The following is an 18273-nucleotide window of genomic DNA, read 5'->3' as shown; positions in this document are numbered from 1 at the left end:
GCAAGCGGGGCGGCGGTCCGCCGCTCCGCTCAGCCGCGCCCGATGAAGGGCATGGCGTTGGCCATCAGCGTCATGAACTGCACCGTGGCACCGGGCGGCTGCGCGTCGATATAGGCCACCGCCTCGCCCACCAGTGCCACGTCGATCACGGGTTCGGGCGCGATGCTGCCATCGGCCTGCGGCACGCCGGCCAGCATCGGCTGCGCCATGGCGCTCGCGGCATTGCCGATATCGATCTGGCAGCAGGCGATGCCGTAGCGCCGCCCGTCGAGCGCTGCCGATTTGGTCAGCCCCGTCACCGCATGCTTGCTCGCGGTATAGGCGATCGAGTTGGGCCGCGGGCTGTGCGCCGAGATCGAACCATTGTTGATGATGCGCCCGCCCTGCGGCTCCTGCGCCTTCATCGCGCGGAAGGCGGCCTGCAGGCACAGGAATGCGCCCGTCAGGTTGGTGTCGATCACGCGGCGCCAGTCGGCTTCGGCGAGCCGGTCGATCGCGCCGTCGGCCACGTTGACGCCGGCATTGTTGAACAGCATGTCGATGCGTCCGAAATGCTCGGCGGTGCGTGCGAAAAGCTGCGCGACCGATGCGGCGTCGGTGACGTCGGTGGGCACGCACAGATGCGGCGCGGCGCCGCCTTCGAGCGTGGCGGCCGTCTCGGCCAGCGAGTCGGCGCGCCGCCCGGCCAGCGCCAGCCGATAGCCGCGCTTCGCCAGCGCCTGCGCGGCGGCGCGACCGATGCCGCTGCCCGCACCCGTGATGACCGCGATGCGGCCGCTCATGCCCTGACCGGCGTGGGCAGCGCGGCGCCGGCGAGGAATGCATCGACGTTTGCGAGCACGAGATCGGCCATCGCGCCGCGCGTCTCGTGCGTGGCGCTGGCAATATGCGGTGCGAGCAGCGTGCGGTCGCTCTGGATGAGGGCCGGCGGCACATGCGGTTCGTCGGCGAACACGTCGAGCGCGGCGCCCGCGATCCGGCCTTGCTCGATCGCCGCGACGAGCGCGGCCTCGTCGACTACCGATCCGCGCGCGACGTTTACGAGATAGCCGTCGGCGCCAAGCGCATCGAGCACGTGCGCGTCGATCAGGTGGCGCGTGTCGGGCGTCGCGGCGCAGGCGATCACCAGCACGTCGCTCGCACGCGCCAATGCCTGCGCATCGGCGTGGAAGGGCCAGGCGACCTCCTTGGGCGCGGTGCCGGTATAGGCGACCGGGCCGAATGCCTGCAGCCGCTCGGCGATCGCGGTGCCGATCCGCCCCAGCCCGACGATGCCGAACCGCCTGCCGCTCACCTTGCGCGCCAATGCAAGGTTGCCGGCGCTCCACTCCCCGGCGCGCACGAAGCGGTCGGCGCCGTGGAGGTTGCGCAGCAGGCCGATGACGAGGCCCACCGCCAGATCGGCCACGTCGTCGGTCAGCACGTCGGGCGTGTTGCTGACGGCGACGCGGCGCTCAGCGGCATGTGCCAGATCGACCTTGTCGAATCCCACGCCGTTGATCGCGATCAGGCCGAGCGCGGGCAGCGCGTCGACAAGCGCATTGTCGCAGCCCAGATGCCCGCCGGTGACGACGACACCGATTTCTGCCGCGCGATCGGCCAGCAACCGCTGTTGCGCGCCCTTGTCCAGATCGAACCAGCGCACGATTTCGAGCCGCTCGGCAAGCTGCGCCTCGAGCGCGTCGGACAGGGGGCAGAGTTGCAGCGCGACGGTCATGCGTACCTCAGAGAACCGAGAGGATGCCGCCATCGACATAGATGGTCTGGCCATTGACGAAATCGGATGCGGGGGAGGCGAGGAACACCGCGACGCCGTGCAGTTCCTCGAGCTTGCCCCAGCGCCCCGCGGGCGTGCGCTTTCGCAACCATTCGTCGAACACGGCATCTTCGACGAGCGCCTTGTTGAGCGGCGTATCGAAATAGCCGGGGCCGATCGCGTTGATCTGGATGCCGTGGCGCGCCCAATCGGCACACATGCCCTTGGTGAGGTTTTTCACCGCGCCCTTGCTGGCGGTGTAGGGGGCGATGCCGGGGCGGGCGAGCTCGCACTGCACGCTGCCGATGTTGATGATCTTGCCGCGCTTTCGCCCAATCATGTGCGGCGCGACTGCCTTGCTGACGAAATAGACGCTGTCGAGATTGGTCGCCATCAGATCGCGCCAGTCGGCATCGTCGAACTGGTCGAGCGGGGCGCGGCGCTGGATGCCGGCGTTGTTGACGAGGATGTCGATCGCGCCCTGCTCGCGCTCGATGGCGTCGATCGCGTCGCGCGCGGCGGCGGCATCGGTGACGTCGAACATGCTCGTCGAAACGGCGATGTCCTTGTCGCTCAGGCTCGCGGCGGCGCGATCGAGCGCTGCGGTCGACCGTCCGTTGAGGATGATGCGCGCGCCTGCGGCACCCAATGCCTCGGCGATCGCGAGGCCGATGCCGCGCGACGAACCCGTCACCAGCGCGGTGCGGCCGTCGAGCCGGAATGACGCCATGTCCCTCTCCCTGTTCGAACGCCGCGATAGCTGGTGAACGGTCACATGGCAAGGTTTTGGATGAAGCATCTAGCTACCATTGCCGAACACCAGTTACGATGATATCGGTCCCATCAAGGAGAGGATGGATGCTGGCAGCGATTTGTCATGGCAGGAAGGATCTGCGCGTCGAGGCCGTGGCCGAGCAGCCGCTGGCTGCCGATCAGGTGCGTGTCGCGGTCGCCTATGGTGGCATCTGCGGCTCCGACATGCATTATTTCCATCGCGGCTCGGTCGGCGATTTCGCGATCCGCGAGCCGCTGACGCTTGGCCATGAGATTTCGGGCGTGGTGGTAGAGACGGGCGCGGCGGTCACGCATCTGGAGCCGGGCATGCGCGCTGCGCTCGACCCGAGCCGGCCCTGCCTCGTCTGCGACTATTGCCGCGCCGGCCGGATGAACCTGTGCACCGACATGCTCTTCCTCGGCAGTGCAGGACGCTTTCCGCATGTGCAGGGGGGCTTCGCGCAGCATCTGGTGCTGCGGCAGGACCAGATCATTCCCGTGCCCGCCGATACCGATCTGCTCGCGCTGTCGGTCGCCGAGCCGCTGTCGGTGGGGCTGCATGCCGTGGCGCAGGCAGGGCCGCTGATGGGCAAGCGCGTGCTCGTCACCGGATCGGGGCCGATCGGGCTGCTCACGGCGCGTGCTGCCTTGTACGCCGGGGCGCGCGAGGTGGTGTGCACCGATGTCGAGGATGCGGCGCTCGCGGTCGCGTCCGATCGCATCGGCGCCACGCGCACGATAAACGTCGCAACGCATCCCGATGCGCTTTCCTACTATGCCGGGCCCGCGGGCTATTTCGATGTCGCGTTCGAGGCTTCGGGCACGCAATCGGCGCTGCTCTCGCTGTTCCCGGTGCTGCGGCGCGGCGGGCGGATCGTGCAGGTGGGGATGCTGCCGCCGGGCACCGCGCAGGTGCCGATCAACGTGCTGCAGGCGCGCGAGATCGAACTGGTCGGCGCGTTCAGGGCCAATGGCGAGTTCGGCCTCGCGGTCGACCTGATCGTGTCGGGCGCGATCGACGTGTCGCCGGTGCTCTCGGGCACCTATCCGCTCGAGCGTGCGGTCGAGGCGTTCGAGAATGCCGGCGACCGCTCGCGCGTGGTCAAGCTGCATCTGGTAGTGAACGAGGCCGCATTGTGATTACGCGCACCGCGATTTTCGAGGGCCATGTGAAGCCCGGCTGCGAGACGCGCTTCTTCTCCGAGATCGCCGATCGGCTGGCGCCGCTATGGGCACAATTCCCGCACGCCCTGGCGGTACGCTGGTATCGCACCGAGCAGACCGATGCCGATGCGCCGCCGATCGCGCTCATCCAGCAGATCGACTATCCCTCGATCGAGGCGCTCGAGGAGGCGATCACCTCGCCGCAGCGCGACGCCGCACGCGCGGTGACGCTCGAGTTGCTCGAGATGTTCGAGGGGCGCTTCTACCACGTTGTCAGCGCGGCCAATGCGGTGGAGGATGGCCGGTGATGCCGATAGGGGCAGCCATCGACCATGCCGGGAGCGCCGACCAGATGACCGATACGCCGAAGGTGCAGCCGCGCGCTGCGACCCCCGGCCGCCGCGCCACGCAGCGCCCGACGATCCGCGACGTATCGCGGCTCGCCGGCGTCTCGCGCATGACCGTTTCGCGCGTGCTGAGCGATCCCGAGCTGGTGCTGCCCGCCACGCGCGAGAAGGTGCACAAGGCGATCGCCGATCTGGGCTATGTGCCCGATCGCGCCGCCGGCAGCCTTTCGAGCCGGCGCACGGGCTTCATCGCGCTGATGCTGCCGACGCTCACCAACGCCAATTTCGCCGCCGTCGCGCACGGGCTGACCGAGGCGCTGCGCGAGGCCGATTACCACCTCCTTATCGCCTATACCGATTACGACATGGCCGAGGAGGAGCGCCAGCTGCGCAACCTGCTCGCGCGTCGGCCCGAGGCGCTGGTGCTGACCGGCGCGGTGCACCGCCGCAACGCCTCGCGCATGTTGCTCGCGGCGGATATCCCGGTAGTCGAGATCGCCGATCTGCCGAGCCAGCCGATCGAGCACGCCATCGGCTTTTCGAACTATCAGGTAGGTCGCACCGCGGCGCGCTATCTGATCGACGCGGGTTTCACGCGCATCGGCGCGATCGCCGCCTCGCCCGAGGGCGAAGTGACCGATCATCGCGGCGAGGAGCGGATGCGCGGGTTCGAGGACGAACTGCGCCTGTCGCGCATGTCGACCGCCATGGTGATGCGGCACGGCACCGCGCCCGTCAGCTTCCACCACGGCGCGGGCGCCATCCGCGCGCTCGTCGAGCGCGATCCTGCGGTCGAGGCGGTGTTCGCGGTGTCCGACCTATCGGCGGTGGGTGCGGTGATGGAGTGCCAGCGCATGGGCGTGCGTGTGCCCGACGACATATCGATCATGGGGTTCGGCGATTTCGAGATCGGGCGCGAGATCAATCCCGCGCTCACTACCATCCATGCCGATTTCCGCGCGCTGGGGCTGCGCACCGGCGAGATGCTGCGCGAGCTGCTCGCCGATGGCGGCGATGCCGAGGCGCGGATGATCGATGTCGGGCTGCGCGTGATCGAGCGCGCCTCGATCAGGGGGCGCTGACATGCGCGTGGCGGTGATCGGCGTGGGCGTGATGGGATCGGCGATCTCCGGGCGCCTGCTCGATACCGGCGCCGAGCTGTGGCTGTACGATCGCAACGCCGATGCCTGCGCGCCGCTCGCCGCGCGCGGGGCGACGATTGCGGCCAGCGCCGCCGCCGCAGCGGGCGAGGCGGACTATGTCGTCGCCAGCCTCAACACCGCAGATATCGTCGAGCAGGCAGTGTTCGGCGCGGGGGGCGTCTCGGAGAGCGGCAGTCCCGCGCGACTGCTGATCGACATGTCGAGCATCGATGCCGGGCGGACTGCCGCGATGGCGGCGCGACTGGCGGACGAGACGGGCATGGGCTGGGTCGATGCGCCGCTGTCGGGCGGCGCGCCGGCGGCGGCCGAGGGGCGGCTGACGCTGATGGTCGGCGGCGGCGACGGCGATGTGGCGCGCGCCCGCGCGGTGCTCGACCGGCTGGCGGCCAACATCACGCATCTGGGCGGATCGGGCGCGGGACAGACGGTGAAGCTCGTCAATCAGATCCTGTGCGCGGCGGGGTTCCTCGCCGTCGCCGAGGCGGTGCGCTTCGCCGAGGCGCATGGCGTCGATGCCACGCGCATTCCCGCCGCGCTCGCCGGGGGGCGTGCCGATTCGCGCATCCTCCAGGAGTTCATGGGCAAGATGGCGGCGCGCGACTTCTCGCCAACCGGCCGCATCGACAACATGCTCAAGGACCTCGAGACGGTGCAGGCATCGGCACATGCCGCGCGCGTGGCGATGCCGGTGACCGGGCTGATCGCCGACCTGCACCGGATGCTCGTCGCCGGCGGGCTAGGCGGTGCCGACAGCGCCGAATATGTGCGGCTGTTCGATCTCGCGCGCGAGCCGGCGGCATGAGCGGCCGCATCGTCGTGATGGGGGTGAGCGGCTGCGGCAAGTCGACGCTGGCGCAGGGGTTGGCCGATGCGCTCGGCTGGACCTTCATCGAGGGCGACTTGCTGCACCCGCCCGAGAATGTCGCGCGAATGGCGGCGGGCATCGCGCTCGACGATGCGGCGCGGCATCCCTTCCTGTGCAACGTCGCCGATGCGCTGCGCGCGGCACCGGCGGGCGCGGTGGCGGCGTGTTCGGCGCTCAAGCGCAGCTATCGCGATCTCGTCCGCGCGCGGGCGGGGGAGGTGGTGTTCGTCCTGCCGACGGTGACGCGCCAAACGCTTGCCGCCCGCATGGAGCAGCGGTCCGATCACTTCATGCCCGCCTCGTTGCTCAACAGCCAGCTCGCCACGCTCGAGCTGCCGGGCAGCGACGAGGATGCCGTGACCGTCGATGGCGATCTTTCCGTCGCGGCGCAGGTTGCCGCAGTACTGCGCGCGCGTTCTTGGACAAGGGGTTCCTATGCCGCCTGAAGCCGATAGCGGCGTGACCGCGCCCGCCCGCGCCACACCCGCAGCCACGCCGTGGCCACACCGCCGGCGCGCGTGGATGGTGGCGATCCTGCTGTCGCTCGCGTCGATCGTCTCGCAGTTCGATCGCGTGGTGATGAACCTCACCGTCGAGCCGGTGAAGGCGCAGTTCGGGCTCGACGATACGCGCTTCGCCTTGTTGCAGGGCGTGGCGTTCGGCATCTTCTATACGCTCGGCAGCGTGCCGCTGGGGCGTGCCGCCGACCGGTTCGAGCGACGGCTGGTGCTCGGCATCTCGATGCTGTTCTTCAGCCTCGCCTCAATGGCATCGGGGCTGGCACGCAGCTTTAACGAGCTGTTCGCGACGCGCGTCGGCGTCGGCATCGGCGAGGCGAGCGTGACGCCGAGCGGGCTGTCGCTGCTGAGCGACCTGTTCCCACCCGAGCGCCTGGGCCGCGCGGTGAGCGTGTTCTTCCTGAGCGCGCCCTTCGGCATCGGGCTGGCCTTCATCGCCGGCGGCAGCCTGTTGCAGGCGCTGACCGAGGCCGATGCGGGCGGTGGCCTGCCGTTCGCGCTCCAGCCGTGGCAGGCGGCGTTCCTGATCGTCGGCGCGCCGGGGCTGTTGCTGGCGCCCGTGCTGCTGATGATGCGCGAGCCCGAGCGGCGCGGGCCGGGCGGCAAGCAGCCACTCTCGATCGGCGCCGTCGTGCGGATCGTGCGCGAGCGTGGCCATGCGCTCAGCCTGATGTTCGCGGGCTTCTCGATGGTGACGGTGTTCAACTTCGCGTTCAACGTGTGGACACCCGCGCTGTTCGCGCGCGTCTATGGCTGGAACCCGGCCGAGGTGGGGCTGGGCTTCGGCCTCATCATGATGATCTTCGGCACCGGCGGCACCTATTTCGCCGGCTGGCTGAGCGACCGGCTGACGCGCGCGGGCCATGTCGATGCGCAGCTGCGCGTCGCCGCGTTCGGGTTCCTTGCAGCGGGCGCGTTCGGCGCGCTGGCGCCGCTGATGCCCGACGGGCGGCTGGCGATGGCGCTGATCGCCCCTGCCATGTTCCTTGGCTGCATGCCCGTGCCGTGCGCGGGCACCGCGCTCCAGCTGATCCTGCCCAATCGCGCGCGCGCGCAGGTGACGGCGCTCTACATCATGGTGATCTCGCTGGTGGGCATCGGCATCGGCCCGGTGGTGATCGGGTTCATGACCGACCATGTGTTCACCGCGCCCACCGACATCCGCTATTCGCTGTCGATCGTCGTGGGGTGCGCCGCGCCCATCATGTGCGTGCTGCTGCTGCTGGCGCTGGCACCCTATCGCGCGCTGCGGCTGCGCCAGATCGAGAGCGAGCGCGAGGCCTGAGGGGGCGCGGCGCTATTCGTCGCGTGCACGCTCGACGGCTTCGAGAATGCTGCCGCCGGCCATGAACACCGCGATCGGGCAGGCGGCGAAGAGCAGCCAGCCGCCGACGCCCGGATATTGCTCGAGATAATGCACGCCGCGATCGGTCGCGCCAAGGCCGAGGCCATAGATCACCAGATAGGCCTCAAACTTGGTCTTGATGCGGAACAGCGGAGCGATACGCGACAACATGTCCGAAACGGCAGCAAATCGCGTGCCAGCGGCGGATTTGCGTGCCATCCGGCCGCATCGGCAGGGTTAACTGTCAATTAATTCGACAAGCCCGAGCGCCTCCAGCAGCGCACGCCGTGCCGCCTCGACCGTTGCCACCAGCGCCGGTTCGCCGATCGCGTCATGCGCGATCGCCTCGGGCCAGTGTGCCTCGACCACCGCCTCGATGGCATCGAGCCGCGCGGCATCGACGAGGAAGCGCGGATCGATGGTGGCGGGGTCGGCGACCACGCGCAGCCGCAGGCAGGCGGGGCCGCCGCCATTCGCCATCGATTCGCGCACATCGACCACGTCGAGCCGGCGGATGGGGCCGTTGCCTGCCGCCATTTCCTGAAGCCATTCCCATACCGCCGGCGTCGCGCGCGCCTCGCCGGGCAGGATAAGCGCCATGCCGCCCCCATCGGGTAGCGTCACGAGCTGTGCGTTGAACAGATAGGAGGCGATCGCGTCGCCCAGGCCTACGCGTGCGGCGGGCACCTCGACGATCTCGACCGCGGGTAGCAGCCGCCGCAGATCGGAATACAGGCCGTCGCGATCGGCGAATGCCTGTTCGTGCGCGAACAGCACCTGCTCGTTGGCGACCGCCACGACATCGTTGTGGAACGCCCCCGCAGCGATCGCCGCTTCGGCCTGCTCGACGAACAAGGTGCGCGCGGGATCGAGGCCGTGGCGCCGCGCCACCGCGAGGCTCGCGTCGCGGTGCTGGCGCGCGGGAAACCCGCCGCCCGACACGCCATAGACGAATATCTCGACGCCTGCCTCGCCATGCGCGGGGCACAGTCGCATGTGGTTGGCCGCGCCTTCGTCGCCGAACGGGGCGGGGACGGGCGGGTGCACCGCGAATGCCGCATCGGCGAAGGCGAGCCGCAACTGCGCGAGCGTCGCGGGCCATTCGTGGCTGCGATGCGGCATCGTCACGAGGTTGGCGACGGTCAGGTGGCAGCGCCCGTCGCCGGTATCGGGCGCGGGCGAGACGGTGGCGGCATTGGCCGCCCACATCGCCGATGCCGACAGCGCCTGCGCCTGAAGGTAACGCGGCGCGTGCGCGAGATCGGTGGCGAGGCTCGCCAGCCAGCGATGGTCGGGGCGCGGGTGCGGCAGCAGGATGCCCTGCGTGAGCCCCAGCGCCAGATTGGCGCGCATCTTCGCCACCCCCTGCAACGCCGCCGCGCGCGGGTGCGAGGGGGCGCCAGCGCTGCGCGTCGCGGCGAGATTGCCGTGGCTCAGCCCGGCATAATTGTGGCTCGGGCCGATGATCCCGTCGAAATTGATCTCGCGCAGCATGGGCCGCTCTCCGCCGTGTTCAGGTTGCCGCGCTCAGCCCCAGCGCGCCCGCAAGCGCCTTGTGCCGCCGCTCGACTGCCTCGCCATAGAGTGCCGCCACCGGCGGGTCGATGTCGAGCACCAGCCGGTCGCCGTCGCGGCGCAGCCGGCTGCGGTCGAGCGGTCCGGCCACGCCGCCGCTCAGCCGCTGGCCCAGCCGGATCGCATATCCCCAGTTGATCGCTGCCTCCAACGCGGCTGGATCGGCCAGCCGCGCCAGCGGATCGGGCGATGCGCCGCCGCCGCCCAGGCTGGTGAACAGCGCCTGCGCCAGCATCGCGCGGCCGAACGCATCGATCGCGACCCAGTTGCCGTGCAGCGCCACTTCGATGCCGCGTTCGGCGCGGAACTCGGGATTGGCGAGCCAGCCGACATCGGCGAGCAGGCAGGCGGCATGGCGCAGACGTGCCAGCGCGGGCGGCTCGCTCGCGAACAGCGGCGCGATCCAGCGATCGAGCAGATCGCCATGCTCGGCGAAACGGCCGAGCCGCCGGCCCTCGTCGCGCGCGGCGACGATCAGCGGGTCCTGCGCGCGCGTCTCGTCGTCGAGTGCCTGGTACAACAGCCCCTCGCGCAGCCCGAAGGCCGAGACGATTGTCGTCTCGCTGCCCAGATGCCGCAGCAGCGAGGCGAGCACCGCGCCGGCATCGGCCAGCGTCGCGATGCGGCCGCCGCCCAGATTGGGGATCGCGCGCAGCTTGCTCTTGCCCATCTGCGCGACGGTGCGCATCAGCCGCGCGATCGTCTCGCCCGACATCGGATAGCCTTGCAGCACGGGCAGCGGATAGCTGTTCTGGTACATGTCGAGCCGCGCCAGCGCGCGCCACGATCCGCCGACGAGATACAATGGCAGGCCCGCGCCCGCGCCCTCCCAGCCGGCCTCGCGCAGCGCCCGCGCGATCGCCCGGTCGAGCGCGCCCTTGCCTCCGCTACGGATCGCCGCGACACGCAACACGCCGAAGGGGAAGGACGCGCGCGCCTCGACCGCGCCGTGCCGCACGCGCACCAGCTCGAGGCTGCCGCCGCCCAGATCGCCGACGATGCCGTCGGCATCGGGGATCGCCGAGAGCACGCCCATGCCCGCCGCCATCGCCTCGTCCTCGCCCGACAGGAGCTCGACGGTGAGGCCGAGATCGGCGGCCCGTGCAATCAGCTCGTGGCCGTTCGAGGCGTCGCGCACCGCGGCGGTGGCGACGGTGCGCAGCCGGTCGACCTCGAGCGCGCGGGCAACGGCGGCGAAGCGCGCCAGCGCTACCGATGCCGAGGCGAGAGCAGCCTCCTCGATCGCGCCCGTCTCGGCCAGCCCGCGGCCGAGCCCCGCCATCACCTTCTCGTTGAACAATGTGGCGGGCAGCCGTTCGGGCCCCTGATACACGACGAGGCGGATCGAGTTCGAGCCGATGTCGATGATCGCCGAGCGCGGATGCCGCGCGCGCCCGCTCACGCGCCGTCGCGGTCGTTCGAGGGGGCAGGGGCGGCCACGCGCCGCCGGCGGAGCGACAATTTGGGCACCGCATCGCGCGTGGTGAGCGCTGCTCCACGCCCCGACAGCGACGGATTGGTCATGAAATAGCGGTGCAGGTTGAACGGCCGCGTGCCCGGTTCGTCGCGCTCATAGCTGCCGTCGGGCTGCAGATCCCAGCTCTGTTCGGTGTCGAGCAGGTTGGCGACCATCACCTGGTCGAGAACCTGGTCGTGCACCGTGGGGTTGAGGATCGGCAGCATATATTCGACGCGTCGGTCGAAGTTGCGCGGCATCCAGTCGGCCGACGAAATGTAGAGTTTGGCGCCGTCATTGGGCAGCGCCTTGCCGTTGCCGAACGCCCAGATGCGGCTGTGCTCGAGGAAGCGCCCCACCACTGATTTCACGCGGATATGATCGGACATGCCCGCCACGCCCGGCTTCAGGCAGCAGATGCCGCGGATGACGAGGTCGATCTCGACCCCGGCGTTGCTCGCCTCGTACAGCTTCTCGATGATCGCGGGGTCGACGAGGCTGTTCATCTTCGCCCAGATCGATGCGGGCTTGCCCCCGCGCGCATGCGCGATCTCGGCATCGACCAGCTCGCACAGCCGCTCGCGCAGATAGCGCGGCGAGATCGAGAGCCGCTCGAGCGCCGCCGGCTCGACATAGCCGGTAATGTAATTGAAGATCTGTGCTGCATCGCGCCCAAGCTTGGGATCGGCGGTGAAGAAGCTGAGATCGGTATAGATGCGCGCGGTGATCGGGTGGTAATTGCCCGTGCCGAAGTGGCAATAGGTGCGAAACTCGCCCGCCTCGCGGCGCACCACCATCGATATCTTGGCGTGCGTCTTCCAGTCGATGAAGCCGTAGACCACCTGCACGCCCGCGCGTTCGAGCGCCGACGCCCAAAGCAGGTTCTGCTCCTCGTCGAAGCGTGCCTTGAGCTCGACCACCGCCGTCACCGACTTGCCCGCTTCGGCGGCGGCGACCAGCGCGTTGATAACCGCCGACTGCTTGCCCGCGCGGTAGAGCGTCTGCTTGATCGCCACGACATCGGGATCGGCGGCGGCCTGCTTCAGGAAAGCGAGCACGACGTCGAACGATTCATACGGGTGATGGACGACGATGTCCTTGGCGCGGATCGCGGCGAAACAGTCGCCGCCATATTCGCGGATGCGCTCTGGAAAGCGCGGGCTGAAGGGCGGGAACTTGAGGTCGGGCCGGTCCTCGTCGACCAGCTGCGACAGATCGCCGACGCCGAGGAAACCGCCCGTTTCGGTGAGGATCGCGTCGCTGCCGCCCAGCTCCTCCTTGAGCACGGCTTCGAGCTCGGCGCCGATGCCCGTCTCCATCTCGAGCCGGATGACGCGCCCGCGCCGCCGCCGCTTGATCGCCGAGCGGAAGTAGAGGACCAGATCCTCGGCTTCCTCCTCGAGCTCGATGTCGCTGTCGCGCAGCACGCGGAACGCCGCCGCCGCCTTGATCGCGTAGCCGGGGAACATCAGCGGCGCGAAGCGCTTGAGCATCGCCTCGAGCGTAACGTAGCGCGCGCGCTCGCCGGGCACGCGCACGAAGCGTTGCAGCGTCGGCGGCAGCAGCACGAGCTCGCGCACCGCCTGCCCGTCGGCCAGCCGCACCAGATCGAAGATCACGCTCGATCCCTTGTTGGGAATGAACGGGAAGGGGTGCGCGGGGTCGAGCGCCTGGGGCGTGAGGATGGGGAAGATCTGCTCGCGAAAATGCCGTTCGAGGCCCTGGGCGGCGTCGTCCTCGATCGTCGTCTCGTCGAACACCAGGATGCCCGCGGCAGCCAGATCGCGGCGGATGTCCTGCCACACCGCCTGTTGCGCGTCGGCAAGGTCGCCGGCGTCGGCGACGATCGCGGCGAGCTGCTGGCCCGGCGTCAGCCCGTCGATCGAGCGGCGCTCGACATCCTGCATCTGCTGGCCCTTCAGCCCCGCAACGCGGACCATGAAGAACTCGTCGAGGTTCGATCCCGAGATCGACAGGAAGCGCAACCGCTCGAGCAGCGGGTGCGCGGCGTTGCACGCCTCCTCCATCACGCGCCGGTTGAACGCCAGCCACGAAAGCTCGCGATTGAAATAGCGGCCGGGCGCGACGTGCGCGTCGGCCTCGTCGTCGATCGCGTCGAAATTGGGTCGGACGGGGCGGGTCATGCTTCCTCTCGGCCGGGTTCGGGCGGCATCTGGACCATCAGCCCCGCGGCTTGCAAGGCCGCGCGCGCCAGCGGGATCGAGATGCGGCGCGTATCGCGTTCATAAGCCTGCGCCTCGATCGCATCGACAATGCGCTGGAGCGTCAGATAGTTTCGTTCGGACCGTCGGGCGATCCATGCCAGCACGTCGGCGCGGGCGTCGAGCTCGCGGCGATCGAACTGGTCGGCGAGGATCGCGGCGAACAGCGCGTCGTCGGGCTCGTCGATGCGCAGCACCGGCGTCGCCGCCAGCCGCGATCGCAGGTCGGGCAGCGCCACGCGCCAGTCGGGCGGCGGCACGTCGGCGACGATCAGCAGCGGCCGGCGATCGGCCTGGGCGAGGTTCCAGGCGTGGAAGATGGCGGTTTCGCTCGCGCGCTCGGCATCGTCGATGATTTCGCCGCCGGTCTGCTTGCGGAACAGCCGCGCCAAGAGCGTGCGGCCCGACTTGCGCGGCCCCACCAGCAGCGCGGCCATCACCGGCCACGTCCCCCAATGTTCGAGCGCGTGGACGACGCGCAGATTGGCATCGCCCACGATGAACTCGACCCTGCGTGCTCCCTCGCGGCGCTGGAGCGGCAGGCGAAGCTGGCTCATTCGTCCTCCGCGGGCTCCGCTTCGGCGGGCGGCGGCGTGGGCGCGCCCGCGCGCCGGATGCGCAGCGTGCCGCCGCCTTCCTGCACCTGCCAGCCGCGCGCCGCGAGCGCGGCGGCAAGCCCCGCCGCATTCCCCTCATAGGTCACGCGCATCACCGATACGCCGCCCAGCGCAAGGCTGCTGGTGATCGCCGATCGCACGCCGGGCACGCCGCGCACCGACGATTCGGACGAAGCAACCGCCGCCACCGAAGGCGTATCGAACTGGATGTCGATGCTCACGCTGCCCGTCGTCGCGGTGGGCGCCAGCGCCTCGATGTCGAGCAGTTCGGTCTCGCCTTCGGCCGGGGTGTCGGCTTCGGGCGTGGCGCTCGGCGGCTCGAAGCTCAGCAGGCGGTCGGGCCGCAAGATGCCGCTGCGCAGCGCCTGGCTGAACGCCTCGTCCATCCGCGCGACGCCGGCATCGAGCAGCGCGGGCAGCCCGTCGCTGTTCTCGACGCGCAGCGAGAAGCGCGTGATCTCGCGATTGTCGGGGCCATAGCCTGCGCGGAACGCGCCGATCACCGGGCCGCCGGGCCATTCGCGGTACAGCCGCACTTCGGGGAAGACGACATCATCGGCGCCATATTGCTGTAGGATCGTGCGCCACCAGCCGCGCCCCGGCCGGCCCTGCTGCGCGGCGTTGAGCAGCAGCGAATCGGGGCCGCTGCCCGCGAGACGGACATAGTCGACGGTCGAATTGCCCGTGCGGAAGCGCGCCCATGCCGCCTGCCACGGCGTCGCCACCTCGAACGCCGCGCCCACGCCGCCCGACCATTCGATAGGCACCGTCAGGAGAGGCGGCGATCGCGTCATCGTGCCGGCCACGCCCAGTATCTCGCCCGCGCGCCCGCGATCGAACAAGACGCCCAGCCGCGCGACATAGCGTTTGGGGCCGATCTGCTCGTTCTCGACGACGATGCCCGTGACGATCGAATCGAGCGCCGAATCGGAAAGGCTGCCCGGTCGCCCCGTCAACCGCTGCGACAGCATCGACCAGCCCTTGCGCTGCGCCAGCCGCCAGCCGCCCTGCCGCGCGGCATCGGCGCTGCCGGCCGCTACGTCGACGAACACGCCCGACACCTCGAAACTGCCCGAACTGTCGATCGGCGCGGCGCCGCGGCTGCCATCGACCTGCGCGAGCGCAAGGCCGGCCACGGCAAGGCTGGCGAGCGCAAGCCCGGCGGGCATCAACAGGGTTCGAAGGGGACGGGCCATGATCGCGCCCTTTTGGCGAAGCAGGCGTGGAAATCCAAGGAGGATATGGCTAGGGCGCACCAATGAACGACAAAGCCGAGGCTCCGGCCTCCTACACCTATGCGCAGGCAGGCGTATCGATCGCGGCGGGCAATGCGCTGGTGCGCGCCATCGCGCCGCTTGCCCGCGCGACGCGGCGGCCGGGCGCCGATGCCGATCTGGGCGGCTTCGGCGGCGTGTTCGACCTCAAGGCCGCCGGCTTCGCCGATCCGCTGCTGGTCGCCGCCAATGACGGCGTCGGCACCAAGCTCAAGCTCGCTATCGAGCATGACGCGCATGACGGCGTGGGCATCGATCTGGTGGCGATGTGCGCCAACGACCTGATCGTGCAGGGCGCCGAGCCACTGTTCTTCCTCGACTATTATGCCAGCGGCAAACTCGACAACGCCGTCGCCGAGCGGGTGATCGCGGGAATCGCTGAGGGGTGCCGCCAGGCGGGCTGCGCGCTGATCGGCGGCGAGACGGCCGAGATGCCTGGCATGTATGCCGATGGCGATTACGACCTTGCCGGCTTCTGCGTCGGCGCGGTCGAGCGCGACCGGCTGCTCACCGGCGCGGCCATCGCGCCGAGCGACGTGGTGCTTGGGCTCGCCTCGTCGGGCGTGCATTCGAACGGCTTCTCGCTCGTCCGCCGGCTTGCCGCCGACAAGGGCTGGAAGCTCGATCGCCCGGCATTGTTCGATGCCGACACGCTGCTGGTCGACGCGCTGATGGCGCCGACGCGCATCTATGTGGCCGCGCTGCTGCCGCTGCTGCGCGCGGGACGCATCCGTGGCTTGGCGCATATCACCGGCGGCGGGCTGCTCGAGAATATCCCGCGCGTGCTGCCCGAAGGCTGCCATGCCCATATCGGCGCCGATGCGTGGCCGCAGCCCCGGCTGATGGCGTTCCTGCAGGCGCAGGGCGCGATCGAGCCCGAGGAGATGGCGCGCACCTTCAACTGCGGTATCGGCATGGTGGCGATCGTAGCCGCCGGCGATGCCGATGCCGTCGCCGCCGAGCTCGAAGCCGCCGGCGAAACCATCTTCCGCATCGGCGCCATCACTGGCGGCGAACGCGGCTGTAGTGTCACGGGCAGTGCCGGCACCTGGTCGGCACGCCAATCCTGGGAGAGCGTACATCATGGTTAAGCGCCGCGTCGGCGTGATGATTTCGGGCCGCGGTTCGAATCTCAAGGCCCTTCACGCAGCCTCGCAGGCCGAGGACAGCCCGTACAGCATCGTCATGGTGGTGAGCGACAATGCCGCCGCCCCCGGCCTCGACTGGGCGACCGAGAACGGCATCCCCACCTTCGCCACCAGCGCCGACGACGGGCGCGAGGGCTTCGAGCATCGCATCCATGCAGCCCTCGAAGGCATGAAGGTCGAAGCGATCGCGCTCGCGGGCTTCATGCGCATCCTGTCGCCCGAGTTCGTCGCGCGCTGGCAGGGGCGGATCGTCAACATCCACCCGTCGCTGCTGCCCAAATATCCGGGGCTCGACACCCACGCCAGGGCGATTGCGGCGGGTGACGAGGTGGCAGGCGCCACGGTGCACGTCGTGACCGACAAGGTCGATGACGGCCCCATCATCGGCACCGCCGAAGTGCCGGTGGAAGCCGGCGACACGCCCGAGACGCTCGCCGCGCGCGTGCTCGAGGCCGAGCACGAGCTCTATCCGCAGGCGCTCGCGCACTGGCTGACGCGCTGATGCCGCTCGCGGTCGAGCCGGACGGTGCGCTGGCACGCGTCCGGGCGGCCGCGCTGGCGCTGCCCGAGACGGGCGAGAAGGTCTCGCACGGCATCCCCGCCTTCCATGTCGCGGGGAAGATGTTCGCCTATTTCCGCCACGATCATCATGGCGACGGACAGACCGTGCTGTGCGTGAAGACGGGTGGGCGCGACGAGCAGGATCTGCTGATCGAGCAGGCGCCCGAGCTCTATTCGTGGCCCGCCTATATCGGCCCGTCGGGCTGGATCGCGATGGCGATCGGCGCGGACGATACCGACTGGACGCATGTCGAGAATCGCATCGCGCGAAGCTGGGAACTCGCCGCGCCGCGCCGGCTGCTTGAAGCCGGCGGGCGGTAGAGACTCCCCTCCCTGCAAGGGAGGGGCTGGGGGTGGGTGGCGTGCTCGCGATACTGCGCAGTCGTGCGCGGCGGTCGCCGTGCCACCCGGACCCGACCCACCCCCGACCCCTCCCTTGCAGGGAGGGGAGACTTACCCTCACTCGTCACCCCAGCTTTCGCTGGGGCGACGCTTGGCATTCAGCCGACGATTTCGTCGTCGTTGAAGAAATACGCGATCTCGATCGCGGCGTTCTCGTCCGAATCCGATCCGTGCACCGAATTGGCCTCGATCGATTCGGCCAGTTCCTTGCGGATCGTGCCCGGCTCGGCATTGGCGGGGTTGGTGGCGCCCATGATGTCGCGGTTGCGCTGCACGGCGTTCTCGCCTTCGAGCACCTGCACCACCACCGGGCCCGAGATCATGAACTCGACCAGGTCGTTGAAGAAGGGGCGCTCGCGGTGGACGCCGTAAAAGCCCTCGGCCTGCTCGCGCGTCATCTGAATGCGCTTCGAAGCGACGACGCGCAGGCCGGCTTCCTCGAGCATCTTGGTGACGGCGCCCGTCAGGTTGCGGCGCGTGGCATCGGGCTTGATGATCGAAAAGGTACGGTTGGCGGCCATGGCGGTCGCGGCTCCTTCAGGTTTGCGGTGGCTTGGAAAAGTGGCGCTCCCCTAGTCTCGCGCGCGCGGCGATGCAAGCCGCGCGGGGGACCGGGCCGGCTCCGCTCCTACGCCGCCTGTTCCCAGCCGCGCTCGGTCTGCTTCCAGTAGCGCCGCTCGACGCCTTCGCGTTCGGCCAGCGCCTTCCACGCATCGCGCGCCGCCGCGATCGAGCCGTCGTCGAAGAAATGAAAGGCGCGGTCGAAGCCGAGTGCGGCGTCGCGCCACTCGCCGTCGACGAGCGCGATCATCGTCGCGCCATTGGCGGCGACGGGATGCTCGGCGATCAGCACCGGCTGCGCCGCCTCGTCGCCGCCGCCCGCCTGGCCGTGCGGCAGGAAGCTCTCGGGTGCATAGGTCCACAGCATTCGGTCGAGTGCGGCGCGCTGGCGTGCATCGGCAGCGACCACCAGCAGCCGGGTGCCGCCTGCCAGCACCTTCTCGGCGATCTGCGGCAGAGCGCGTTCGAGCGGGCGCAGCGTCAACTGGTAGAAATCGACCTGCATGGCTCGCCCCTCCGCTCGCG

General features: G+C 69.7%; 20 protein-coding genes. 9 read left to right on the top strand and 11 right to left on the bottom strand.

What is annotated here, in order from left to right; all coding sequences use genetic code 11:
• Nucleotides 1-29: 29 nt before the first annotated feature.
• From FBR43_RS10835 to FBR43_RS10825, 3 genes are read right to left on the bottom strand one after another with little or no spacing between them, the layout of a single operon-like run.
• A complete protein-coding gene (locus FBR43_RS10835) occupies nt 30-782 on the bottom strand; it encodes an SDR family oxidoreductase (protein WP_136943144.1) in 753 nt (250 codons plus the stop codon).
• Nucleotides 779-1717, bottom strand: coding sequence for a 2-hydroxyacid dehydrogenase (locus FBR43_RS10830; protein WP_136943143.1), 939 nt, complete (start codon nt 1715-1717; stop codon nt 779-781). Before FBR43_RS10830 ends, FBR43_RS10835 begins: the two co-directional genes overlap by 4 nt.
• 7 nt (nt 1718-1724) lie before the next feature.
• Nucleotides 1725-2486, bottom strand: a complete 762-nt coding sequence (locus FBR43_RS10825) for an SDR family oxidoreductase (protein WP_136943142.1) — start codon at nt 2484-2486, stop codon at nt 1725-1727.
• A 128-nt stretch (nt 2487-2614) separates the two neighbouring features.
• On the opposite strand from FBR43_RS10825, the gene FBR43_RS10820 reads away from it, so the two are divergent.
• From FBR43_RS10820 to FBR43_RS10795, 6 genes are read left to right on the top strand one after another with little or no spacing between them, the layout of a single operon-like run.
• Nucleotides 2615-3670 (top strand): L-idonate 5-dehydrogenase, encoded by a 1056-nt coding sequence (locus tag FBR43_RS10820; protein WP_136943141.1) that lies wholly within the window; start codon nt 2615-2617, stop codon nt 3668-3670.
• On the top strand, nt 3667-4002 hold the full coding sequence (locus FBR43_RS10815) for a hypothetical protein (protein WP_136943140.1): 336 nt from the start codon (nt 3667-3669) through the stop codon (nt 4000-4002). Before FBR43_RS10820 ends, FBR43_RS10815 begins: the two co-directional genes overlap by 4 nt.
• Complete coding sequence (locus tag FBR43_RS10810) at nt 4002-5123, top strand: LacI family DNA-binding transcriptional regulator (protein ID WP_249276549.1); 1122 nt, start codon at nt 4002-4004, stop codon at nt 5121-5123. Before FBR43_RS10815 ends, FBR43_RS10810 begins: the two co-directional genes overlap by 1 nt.
• Before the next feature lies 1 nt (nt 5124).
• A complete protein-coding gene (locus FBR43_RS10805; protein ID WP_136943139.1) occupies nt 5125-6006 on the top strand; it encodes an NAD(P)-dependent oxidoreductase in 882 nt (293 codons plus the stop codon).
• Complete coding sequence (locus FBR43_RS10800; RefSeq protein ID WP_136943138.1) at nt 6003-6515, top strand: gluconokinase; 513 nt, start codon at nt 6003-6005, stop codon at nt 6513-6515. The genes FBR43_RS10805 and FBR43_RS10800 overlap by 4 nt, the downstream gene beginning before the upstream one ends.
• Complete coding sequence (locus FBR43_RS10795) at nt 6505-7872, top strand: MFS transporter (protein WP_169542577.1); 1368 nt, start codon at nt 6505-6507, stop codon at nt 7870-7872. The genes FBR43_RS10800 and FBR43_RS10795 overlap by 11 nt, the downstream gene beginning before the upstream one ends.
• A gap of 12 nt (nt 7873-7884) precedes the next feature.
• On the opposite strand, the gene FBR43_RS10790 is transcribed toward FBR43_RS10795, so the two are convergent.
• The 6 genes from FBR43_RS10790 to FBR43_RS10765 form a co-directional block, all read right to left on the bottom strand.
• A complete protein-coding gene (locus FBR43_RS10790; protein ID WP_136944162.1) occupies nt 7885-8103 on the bottom strand; it encodes a hypothetical protein in 219 nt (72 codons plus the stop codon).
• A 66-nt stretch (nt 8104-8169) separates the two neighbouring features.
• Nucleotides 8170-9426 carry an N-succinylarginine dihydrolase gene (locus FBR43_RS10785; RefSeq protein WP_136943136.1) on the bottom strand — a complete coding sequence of 419 codons (1257 nt, stop codon included), beginning with the start codon at nt 9424-9426 and terminating at the stop codon, nt 8170-8172.
• A gap of 19 nt (nt 9427-9445) precedes the next feature.
• Nucleotides 9446-10909, bottom strand: a complete 1464-nt coding sequence (locus FBR43_RS10780; protein WP_136943135.1) for a Ppx/GppA family phosphatase — start codon at nt 10907-10909, stop codon at nt 9446-9448.
• Entirely contained in the window at nt 10906-13107 is a 2202-nt protein-coding gene (locus tag FBR43_RS10775; protein WP_136943134.1) for an RNA degradosome polyphosphate kinase, read from the bottom strand. Before FBR43_RS10775 ends, FBR43_RS10780 begins: the two co-directional genes overlap by 4 nt.
• Nucleotides 13104-13742: a P-loop NTPase family protein gene (locus FBR43_RS10770; protein WP_136943133.1), complete on the bottom strand. Its 639-nt coding sequence runs from the start codon at nt 13740-13742 to the stop codon at nt 13104-13106. Before FBR43_RS10770 ends, FBR43_RS10775 begins: the two co-directional genes overlap by 4 nt.
• The gene (locus FBR43_RS10765) at nt 13739-14998 is read right to left on the bottom strand and encodes a heavy-metal-associated domain-containing protein (RefSeq protein ID WP_249276548.1); all 1260 of its coding nucleotides are present in this window, start codon (nt 14996-14998) and stop codon (nt 13739-13741) included. Before FBR43_RS10765 ends, FBR43_RS10770 begins: the two co-directional genes overlap by 4 nt.
• 62 nt (nt 14999-15060) lie before the next feature.
• Between FBR43_RS10765 and purM the strand changes: the two genes are divergently transcribed.
• The 3 genes from purM to FBR43_RS10750 are packed head-to-tail and all read left to right on the top strand — an operon-like array spanning nt 15061 to nt 17106.
• On the top strand, nt 15061-16167 hold the full coding sequence (gene purM, locus FBR43_RS10760) for a phosphoribosylformylglycinamidine cyclo-ligase (protein ID WP_136943132.1): 1107 nt from the start codon (nt 15061-15063) through the stop codon (nt 16165-16167).
• Complete coding sequence (purN, locus tag FBR43_RS10755; protein ID WP_136943131.1) at nt 16160-16726, top strand: phosphoribosylglycinamide formyltransferase; 567 nt, start codon at nt 16160-16162, stop codon at nt 16724-16726. Before purM ends, purN begins: the two co-directional genes overlap by 8 nt.
• Nucleotides 16726-17106, top strand: coding sequence for an MmcQ/YjbR family DNA-binding protein (locus FBR43_RS10750; RefSeq protein ID WP_136943130.1), 381 nt, complete (start codon nt 16726-16728; stop codon nt 17104-17106). Before purN ends, FBR43_RS10750 begins: the two co-directional genes overlap by 1 nt.
• Before the next feature lie 179 nt (nt 17107-17285).
• On the opposite strand, the gene ndk is transcribed toward FBR43_RS10750, so the two are convergent.
• Nucleotides 17286-17708: a nucleoside-diphosphate kinase gene (ndk, locus tag FBR43_RS10745; RefSeq protein ID WP_136943129.1), complete on the bottom strand. Its 423-nt coding sequence runs from the start codon at nt 17706-17708 to the stop codon at nt 17286-17288.
• A 107-nt stretch (nt 17709-17815) separates the two neighbouring features.
• Entirely contained in the window at nt 17816-18253 is a 438-nt protein-coding gene (locus FBR43_RS10740; protein ID WP_136943128.1) for a DNA polymerase III subunit chi, read from the bottom strand.
• Between the last annotated feature and the right edge of the window lie 20 nt (nt 18254-18273).

Origin of the sequence: Sphingomonas baiyangensis (assembly GCF_005144715.1) — a bacterium.
Classification (GTDB): Bacteria; Pseudomonadota; Alphaproteobacteria; order Sphingomonadales; family Sphingomonadaceae; genus Sphingomonas; species Sphingomonas baiyangensis.
Note: the sequence above shows the minus strand (reverse complement) of the source record. Positions and strands in the feature narration are given on the sequence as shown.